The organism is Cryobacterium sp. TMT2-10 (assembly GCF_004403075.1).
GTDB classification, from domain to species: Bacteria; Actinomycetota; Actinomycetes; order Actinomycetales; family Microbacteriaceae; genus Cryobacterium; species Cryobacterium shii.
On record NZ_SOGW01000072.1, the window covers coordinates 104029 to 112220 of the forward strand.

The 8192-nt window shown below is 67.7% G+C and carries 8 protein-coding genes; 4 read left to right on the plus strand and 4 right to left on the minus strand.

The window, feature by feature from the left end; translation table 11 throughout:
* Window position 1: 1 nt before the first annotated feature.
* Both E3T37_RS08265 and E3T37_RS08270 read right to left on the minus strand, forming a co-directional pair.
* A complete protein-coding gene (locus E3T37_RS08265) occupies window positions 2-646 on the minus strand; it encodes a CoA transferase subunit B (RefSeq protein WP_134366317.1) in 645 nt (214 codons plus the stop codon).
* 71 nt (window positions 647-717) lie between these two features.
* Window positions 718-1434 carry a CoA transferase subunit A gene (locus E3T37_RS08270; RefSeq protein WP_134366318.1) on the minus strand — a complete coding sequence of 239 codons (717 nt, stop codon included), beginning with the start codon at window positions 1432-1434 and terminating at the stop codon, window positions 718-720.
* Between the two features lie 202 nt (window positions 1435-1636).
* Between E3T37_RS08270 and E3T37_RS08275 the strand changes: the two genes are divergently transcribed.
* On the plus strand, window positions 1637-2434 hold the full coding sequence (locus E3T37_RS08275; protein WP_241975755.1) for an IclR family transcriptional regulator: 798 nt from the start codon (window positions 1637-1639) through the stop codon (window positions 2432-2434).
* Window positions 2435-2479: 45 nt separating this feature from the next.
* On the plus strand, window positions 2480-3412 hold the full coding sequence (locus E3T37_RS08280; RefSeq protein ID WP_134366319.1) for an FAD-dependent oxidoreductase: 933 nt from the start codon (window positions 2480-2482) through the stop codon (window positions 3410-3412).
* Window positions 3413-3550: 138 nt separating this feature from the next.
* On the opposite strand, the gene E3T37_RS08285 is transcribed toward E3T37_RS08280, so the two are convergent.
* Window positions 3551-4393 (minus strand): NAD(P)-dependent oxidoreductase, encoded by an 843-nt coding sequence (locus E3T37_RS08285; RefSeq protein WP_134366320.1) that lies wholly within the window; start codon window positions 4391-4393, stop codon window positions 3551-3553.
* A gap of 94 nt (window positions 4394-4487) precedes the next feature.
* Between E3T37_RS08285 and E3T37_RS08290 the strand changes: the two genes are divergently transcribed.
* Window positions 4488-4973, plus strand: coding sequence for a DNA alkylation repair protein (locus E3T37_RS08290; protein ID WP_134366321.1), 486 nt, complete (start codon window positions 4488-4490; stop codon window positions 4971-4973).
* 19 nt (window positions 4974-4992) lie between these two features.
* Here the strand turns inward: E3T37_RS08290 and E3T37_RS08295 are convergent, their stop codons facing one another.
* Window positions 4993-6681 carry a long-chain-fatty-acid--CoA ligase gene (locus E3T37_RS08295; protein WP_134366322.1) on the minus strand — a complete coding sequence of 563 codons (1689 nt, stop codon included), beginning with the start codon at window positions 6679-6681 and terminating at the stop codon, window positions 4993-4995.
* 79 nt (window positions 6682-6760) lie between these two features.
* Here E3T37_RS08295 and E3T37_RS08300 point away from each other — a divergent pair.
* A partial coding sequence (locus E3T37_RS08300) for a DEAD/DEAH box helicase (protein WP_134366323.1) occupies window positions 6761-8192 on the plus strand: 1432 nt, incomplete at its 3' end.

Consider the following 8192-nt stretch of genomic DNA (forward strand, 5'->3'; position numbering starts at 1 on the left):
ACTAGACGGACTCCGGCGCGACGGTGAAGTCCGGCTCCGTCGCCGCACGGACCTCCTCGACGGTGACGCCGGGGGCCAGACGTCGCAGCAGGAGTCCGGCATCCGTCACATCGAAGACGGCGATGTCGGAGATGATGCGGTCGACGACCTTCAGTCCGGTCAGCGGGAGGCTGCATTCGTTGACGATCTTCGCCGACCCGTCCCTGGCCGTGTGCTCGGTGAGCACGACCACGCGGGGGGTGCCCGCCACGAGGTCCATGGCGCCGCCCATGCCCTTGACCATCTTTCCCGGGATGGTCCAGTTGGCCAGGTCACCGCGGCCGGAGACCTGCATGGCACCCAGAATGGCCACCTTGATGTGCCCGCCGCGGATCATGCCGAACGAGGCCGACGAGTCGAAGATCGAGCCGCCGGGCTGCACCGTGACGGTCTGCTTGCCGGCGTTGATGAGGTCGGCGTCTTCCTCGCCGTCGAACGGGAACGGGCCCATGCCGAGCAGCCCGTTCTCGCTCTGCAGGGTCACCTGCACGCCATCGGGCAGGTTGTTGGCAACGAGCGTGGGGATGCCGATGCCCAGGTTCACGTAGTCGCCGTCGGAGAGTTCCTCGGCCGCGATTGCGGCCATTTCGTCGCGCGTCCATGCCATGGTCTTGCTCCTTGCGGTCGGTGTGTGGTCGGTGCGGTGTGTGGCTGGTGCTTGTGTGCCCGGCGAGTTCGTCAGGCCGGCACGGTCACGGGCCGCGGGCGCACCGTGCGCTGTTCGATGTCCTTGACCCGATTCGAGGCCCGCACCAGGCGCTGCACGAACACCCCGGGGGTGACAACGTCGTGAGGGTCGATCTCGCCGGGCTGCACGATGATCTCGGCCTCGGCGATCGTCAGACGGCCGGCCGTCGCCACCACGGGGTTGAAGTTGCGGGCGGTGTAGCGGTAGACGAGATTGCCCGCGGTGTCGGCCCGATAGGCGTGCACGAGGGCGACATCCGCGATGATCGCCCGCTCCTGGAGGTAGGTCTCGCCGTCGAAGTCGGCGAGCGGCTTGCCCTCGGCGATCAGGGTGCCCACGCCGGTCTTCGTGTAGAAGGCCGGGATGCCGGCGCCGCCCGCGCGGAGCCGCTCGGCCAGGGTGCCCTGCGGGCTGAACTCCACCTCCAGCCTGCCGTCGATGAGCTGCTCGGCGAAGAGCTTGTTCTCCCCCACGTAGGAGGCGATCACCCGCCGCACCTGGCCGGCCTCGAGTAGAACGCCGAGGCCCTTGCCGTCGACGCCCATATTATTGGACACGACGGTGAGATCCTTCACCCCGGATGCCCGCACGGCGTCGATCAGGTCGGCCGGGATGCCGCAAAGACCGAAGCCGCCGACCGCCAGGACCATGCCGTCCCGGAGGACGTCGCTGAGAGCGTCATGTGCGCTGGACCGAACCTTGGTCATGGAATTCTCCTCGTTGAGCATCCGTGTTGATCAATCGGGTTGAGCATCCGGTTCGTATCCACCTTATGGACGCTGCGTCTGTCCGTCATGTTAGGGGTCTGATCGGGCGGCTGTCAATCAGGGCGGATCTGCCCATTTCATTGTGTATCCACGCCGTGATCACTAGGCTGCACAACATCCACATTATGGACAGGAGCCAGGCATGACCGGCATGAAAATCAATCAATCCGTCCCGGTGCAGGGCGCCCAGGTGGTCACCCGCGTCGCCAGGCTCCTGCAGCTCGTCGGACGCAATCCCGCCGGCACTCCCCTGGCCGAGATCGTGCGGGACTCCGGGCTGACCAGGCCCACCGTGCACCGGTTGCTCAGTTCTCTGGCCGCCGAGGGCCTGCTCGACCATGATCCGGTCACGCACACGTGGCACTACGGGCCGGAGATCTTCGTGATGGGAACGGTCGCCGCCCACCGCTACCCGATCGAGGAGCTGGCGCGGCCGAGCCTGCTCCGTTTGGCGGAGGAAACCGGCGAAAGCGCATTCCTCTCGATCCGGCGCGGCGCGGAGACGGTGTGCCTGCTGCGCGAGGAGGGCAGCTTCCCCATCCGGTCGTTCGTGCTCTACGAGGGCCTGCGGCTGCCGCTCGGGGTCGCCTCGGCGGGCCTGGCCATCCTGGCGTACCTGCCCGAGTCCGAGGTCGGGCAGCTCCTGGTGCAGGACGACGCCTTCGTCGATCGGTGGGGTCAGAACCACTCGCCCACCGCCATCCGGGCCAATCTGGAACAGACCAGGATCACCGGCTACTCGGTCAACCCGGGGTTGATCCTGGAGGGCAGTTGGGGAATGGGGGCGGCCATCTTCGACCGCTCCGGGCAACCCGCCTGGGCTCTGTCGTTGACGGGCATCGAGCGGCGTTTCACCGCGGAGCGGCGGGAGATCCTCGGCCAGCTGCTGCTCGAGGAGGCCAGCCGCATCACCCAGGCGCTGCAGCGCGCACGCGTCTAGGGCCTGTCGACGGCGCACGGGCCACCCGTGCATTAGCCTCCAGAGATGGGGACTTGGGACGTTGTCGTGGTCGGATCAGGGGTATGCGGGCTCACGATCGCCCACAATCTGCAGGAGCACGGACGTTCGGTGCTGCTGTTGGACAAGGGATCGCGCCCGGGCGGACGCCTGGCGAGCCGCCCCCTCGCCGGGGCGCTGCTCAACCCCGCCGCCGACACGGTCGTCACCCACGATGCGCACGTGATGAGGGAGATCGCCCGCAGAACCGAAGCCGAGTTCGCTGCGGAACCGGATCATGGCGCGCGCTGGCGATTCGCGGCATCCGCCGGCGATGTGGCTCGCACGTGGGCGGCCGGCACCACGCTTCAGCGCACCTTTGTGACGCAGATCGAGGTGGCGGACTCCGGGCTCCTCCGCGTTGTACCCCACGCGTCCGGCGACCCCGTCATCTGCCAGGCGGTCGTGCTGACTCCGCCGGTTCCGCAGAGCGTTCAGATTCTGCGCACGAGTCACCTCAGGGTCAGCGCGGCCCTGGCGGAGGTCGGCTACGACAAGCGGGCCGTGCTGCTGTGTGTCCTGCGCGGGGATGTGGGCGGCGAGCTGGCGTCGCACGAATCGACACTCGTCGACGCCATCCGCGTTCGGCGGCGGGACGACTCGGGGCTGGTCTGGCTGGAGGTCTTCGCGACCCCGCACTGGAGCGAGTCCACCTGGAACCTGGACGCGAATTTCGTCCACTCGGCGCTGCTGGTCGAGATGAAGCGGCTGTTCCCCGGTGCGCACGCCGTGGACTCCGAGCTGAAGCGCTGGCGTTACGCGAATGCGGTCGCCGCGCTGCCGGGCGCCGGGTTTGATCAGAGCCAGGACCACCCGGGTATCTTCGTCGCGGGTGACGGCTTCGGCAGTGTGGACGGGCATCCGGCCGGGGTCTCTCGCGCGGTCCGCTCCGGCCTGGACGTGGTGCGGGCGCTCTCCTGAGAGTCGTCGATCACTGGGGTGGCTCCAGCACAGCGTGCGGTGCCGCGTCTAACCAATTCGACGGAGATTCTGCCGTAAAAACCCGATTTCAGCCCGATTAGGGCCGATTTGGGCAAAATCTCCGTCGAATTCGTTCAGTCAGACGTGGTCGCGCCAGCTGTGCTCGGGTGCGTAGCCGAGCATCCGCCGGGCCTTGTCGATCGAGAGCAGGGTGACGTTCTCGCCGACCTCCCGCAGGTCGACTCCCGGGAAGACCTCGGCGGCCAGCTCGGCGTTCGGCCGGCTCATCACCGTGTCGGCCGCGGCGATGATGAATGCCTCGAAGCCCGGCTTCGCGTTCTCCAGGGCCCGCAGCACGGCCTGGGCGCCGTCACGGCCGTCGATGTAGCCCCACAGGTTCCATTTGCGCAGGGTGGCGTCGGCGTCGAAGGCGGGGAAGGCCGCGTAGTCCTCCGGGTCCTTCACGTTGGAGAACCGCAGCGCCGTGATGCTGAGCTCGGGGTCCCAGCGGGTGAGCTGGATCGCCATCTGCTCCTCGAGATGCTTCACCAGCGAGTAGGTGCTCTCGGGCCGGGCCGAGTATTCCTCGTCCACCGGAAGGTAGGGCGGGGCGATGTCGAACGGCAGCCCGAGCACGGTCTCGCTGGACGCGTAGACCAGCTTCTTGATGCCCGCCCGCCGGGCCGCCTGGAACACGTTATAGGTGGAGAGGATGTTGTTGTGGAACGTGGCCACGTCGGGAACCAGGCCAGGTGCCGGGATCGCACCCAGGTGCACGATGGCGTCGAACCCGGTGTGCCGGTCGTCGACACCGAGGACCGCGTCGACGACCTGGCCGTAGTCCTTCAGATCGACGACGACCAGACCGGGGTTCCGGTCGCCGTCGCGGTCGAGGTTCAGCACCTCGTGGCCCTCGGCGATCAGCCGCTGCACGACCGTCCGGCCGAGTTTTCCGCTTCCGCCTGTGACAACAACCCTCATGGAGAACTCCTCTTTCGTTGATCACAAGCGTACGTTGCAACGCCGTGCCGCCCACCCGGCTCGCTCGCCCGAAAGCCGGAGAGAGAATGAAGGAGTGAGCGACGCCGGCGAATTCGTGGACATGACACTCCGAAACGAGGGGGATGCGTACCGGGCGGCGGCGGAGAAGGACCGCCTGGGCAGTGACCTGCGGTTCTACGGTGCGACGGTCGGTGCGGTGCGGGGCACGATTCGCGATGTCGCCCGCCGGTATCCCGGTCTGACGCACGACGACATCACCGCGCTGAGTTCTGAACTGTGGGCGGTGCCGGTGTTCGAGCGCCGCCTCGCGGCAGTCGTGCTGCTGCAGTCGAACGTGCTCGTTCTGGACAACTCGGATCTGACCCGGATCGAGGGCTTCGTGCGCGGCGCACGTCTGCCTGCCCTGGTCGATCCGCTCGCCCGCGACGTGGTCGCTCCCCTGCTGGAAAGGCTCGACCAGTCCGGTCGCACCCGGGCGAACATCGTTCTCGAGCGCTGGGCCGGGGACAGCGACCGGTGTCTCCGCCGGGCCGCCCTGCTGGCGACGACCCTCCGGTAGAGCGGCCTCGGCAAGAGCGTCAGAGCTGCGGCAGCACCTGCTCGCGCACCTGCTTGCGCAGGATCTTGCCGAGCATCGAGCGCGGCATGTCCTGGATCTGTACGATCCGCCGTGGGATCTTGTACGCCGCGAGGTGCTCGCGGCAGTGCGCGCGCAGGGCCTCCTCGTCGAGCCGGGCGCCCGGTTTGAGTTCGACCGCGGCGACGACCAGTTCCCCGCCGCGTTCGAGTGCCTTGCCGAACACGGCCGCGTCGACGACATCCGCGTGCAGGCGGAGCACGGCCTCGACCTCGGAGGGCGAGACGTTGAAACCGCCGGTGATGACGAGTTCCTTGGCGCGGTCCACGATCGTGGTGAAGCCGTCTTCGTCGACGGTCACGATGTCCCCGGTGCGCAGCCAGCCGCCGGGCAGGAGCGTCTTCGCGGTTTCCTCCGGGTTGTTCCAATAGCCCTGGAAGACCTGCGGGCCGTTCAGGAGCAGCTCTCCCGGCTCGCCCTGCGGCACCTCCCGGGTGGGGTCGTCCAGGTCGACGACCTTCATCCGGGTGGACGGGAACGGCACGCCGATCGTGCCCGTGCGCCGGGTCGGGTGGAACGGGTTGCCCAGCGCGACCGGCGAGGATTCGGTCATGCCGTAGCCCTCCACGAGCAGGCCGCCCGACACCGATTCCCACAGTTCGACCACGTGGTCGGGCAGGTTCATCGCACCGGAAATGCAGTATTTGCAGGAACGGAGCGAGATTCCGCGCTCTTTCGCGACCACGGCGGTGCGCTCGTAGATGGGCGGCACCGCGCAGTAGACCGTCGCAGGCGACTTCTTCATGGCGTCGAGGATCAGGTTGGGGTCGAACTTGGGGAACAGCACCAGCAGGGCCTGCTTACGGATGCCGTAGGTCAGGTAGAGCGTCATGCCGAACGCGTGGAACATGGGCAGGATCGCGTAGAAGATCTCCTTGCGGTACTCGGCCCCCTGCATCCAGGCCTCGCCCTGCAGGGCGTTGGAGTACAAGTTGAAATGGGTCAGCATGGCGCCCTTGGGCTGGCCGGTCGTGCCGGAGGTGTACTGGATGGCCGCGAGATCGGTGACCGCGGGCCGGGGGTGCTCTGGATCGATCGGACCGTGGCTGAGCAGGTCTTTCCAGGGGATCGTTTTCGGGGCCGGCCCGGTCAGTGCCTCACGGGACTCGCGCAGGCTCTTCACCGGCAGGTGCAGGGCGAGGCGCTTGATCGCGGGGAACGCCTCGAGGAGGTTGACGGACACGATGTGGTCGATCTCGATGTCCGCGGGGAAGGTGCGAATGGATGCGACGGACTTGTCCCAGGCGATCACGATGCGGGCCTGGTGGTCCTCGAACTGGTGGCGCAGCTCCCGGGCGGTGTAGAGCGGGTTGTGCTCCACCACGACGGCGCCCAGGCGCAGCACCGCGTAGAAGGCGACAACGTGCTGGGGGCAGTTCGGCAGGAGCAGGGCCACACGGTCCTCCGCCCGCACTCCGAGGCCGCGCAGGCCCTCCGCCGCCCGGTCGATCTGGTCGCCGAGCTCGGTGTAGCTGGTGCGGCGGCCGAAGAACTCCAGCGCCGGATGGCTGCCGGCCTCGGCCACGGAACGCTCCAGCATGGCCACGAGCGACTCCTCGGGGAGGTCGATTTCGGCCGGGACGCCCGGCTGGTAATTCTTCACCCAGGACTGTTGTTCGATATTCGACATTCTCATATCCTCCCGCGATTCACCCCGCGGCTTGGACAGGGTAGACGAACAGGGCGCCCACGTCGACTACCGTTGTAATATGCACACCCCTGACACCAGCGAGGCAGAGACTGCCCGCGTAACGAAGACCTTCGCCGACCTTGGGCTCGGAGATTCAATGCTCAAGGCCCTCAAGGACGTCGGGTACGAGACTCCCTCCGCCATCCAGGCCGCCACCATCCCCCCGCTTCTCGCGGGGCGCGACGTGGTGGGCCTCGCCCAGACCGGAACCGGCAAGACGGCCGCGTTCGCCCTCCCGATCCTGTCGCGCCTCGACCTGGCGCAGAAGACCCCGCAGGCACTCGTGCTCTCCCCGACCCGTGAGCTCGCCCTGCAGGTCTGCGAGGCATTCGAGAAGTACGCCGCCCACATGCGGGGCGTGCACGTGCTCCCCGTCTACGGCGGCCAGGGCTACGGCGTGCAGCTCTCCGCGCTGCGCCGCGGGGTGCACATCGTCGTCGGCACGCCCGGCCGCATCATGGACCACCTCGAGAAGGGCACGCTCGACCTGTCGCAGCTGAAGTACCTGGTGCTCGACGAGGCCGACGAGATGCTGAAGATGGGCTTCGCCGAAGACGTCGAGACGATCCTGGCCGACACCCCGGAGGACAAGCAGGTCGCCCTGTTCTCGGCGACCATGCCCGCGCAGATCCGACGGATCTCGAAGAAGTACCTGAACGACCCCGAAGAGATCACGATCAAGAACAAGACCACGACCTCCGTGAACACGACCCAGCGCTATCTGATGGTGTCGTACCCGCAGAAGGTCGACGCGCTCACCCGCATCCTCGAGGTGGAGAACTTCGAGGGCATGATCGTGTTCACCCGTACCAAGAACGAGACGGAACTACTCGCCGAGAAGCTCCGCGCACGTGGCTACTCGGCCGCGGCCATCAACGGCGACGTCGCCCAGGTGCAGCGTGAGCGCACGGTCAACCAGCTCAAGTCCGGCAAGCTCGACATCCTGGTCGCAACGGATGTCGCCGCCCGCGGCCTCGACGTGGATCGAATCAGCCACGTCGTCAACTACGACATCCCGATCGACACCGAGTCGTACGTGCACCGCATCGGCCGCACCGGCCGTGCGGGCCGCAGCGGCGCCGCGATCAGCTTCGTCACGCCCCGCGAGCGCCACCTGCTCAACGCGATCGAGAGGGCGACCCGCCAGCCGCTGACGCAGATGCAGCTGCCGAGCTTCGAAGACGTGAACGTCACCCGTCTGGCCCGCTTCGACGATGCGATCACCGAGGCTCTCAGCCAGTCCGACCGGATCAGCGCCTTCCGCGACATCATCGGCCACTACGTCGCACACCACGACGTGCCCGAGGCCGACGTGGCCGCGGCCCTCGCCGTCGTCGCCCAGGGCGAGACGCCCCTGCTGCTCACCCAGGCGGATGCCCGCGCCCAGCGGCCCGAGCGTGCCGACCGCGGCGACCGCGCCGAGCGCGCCCGCGCCGATGCCGGTCGCGGTG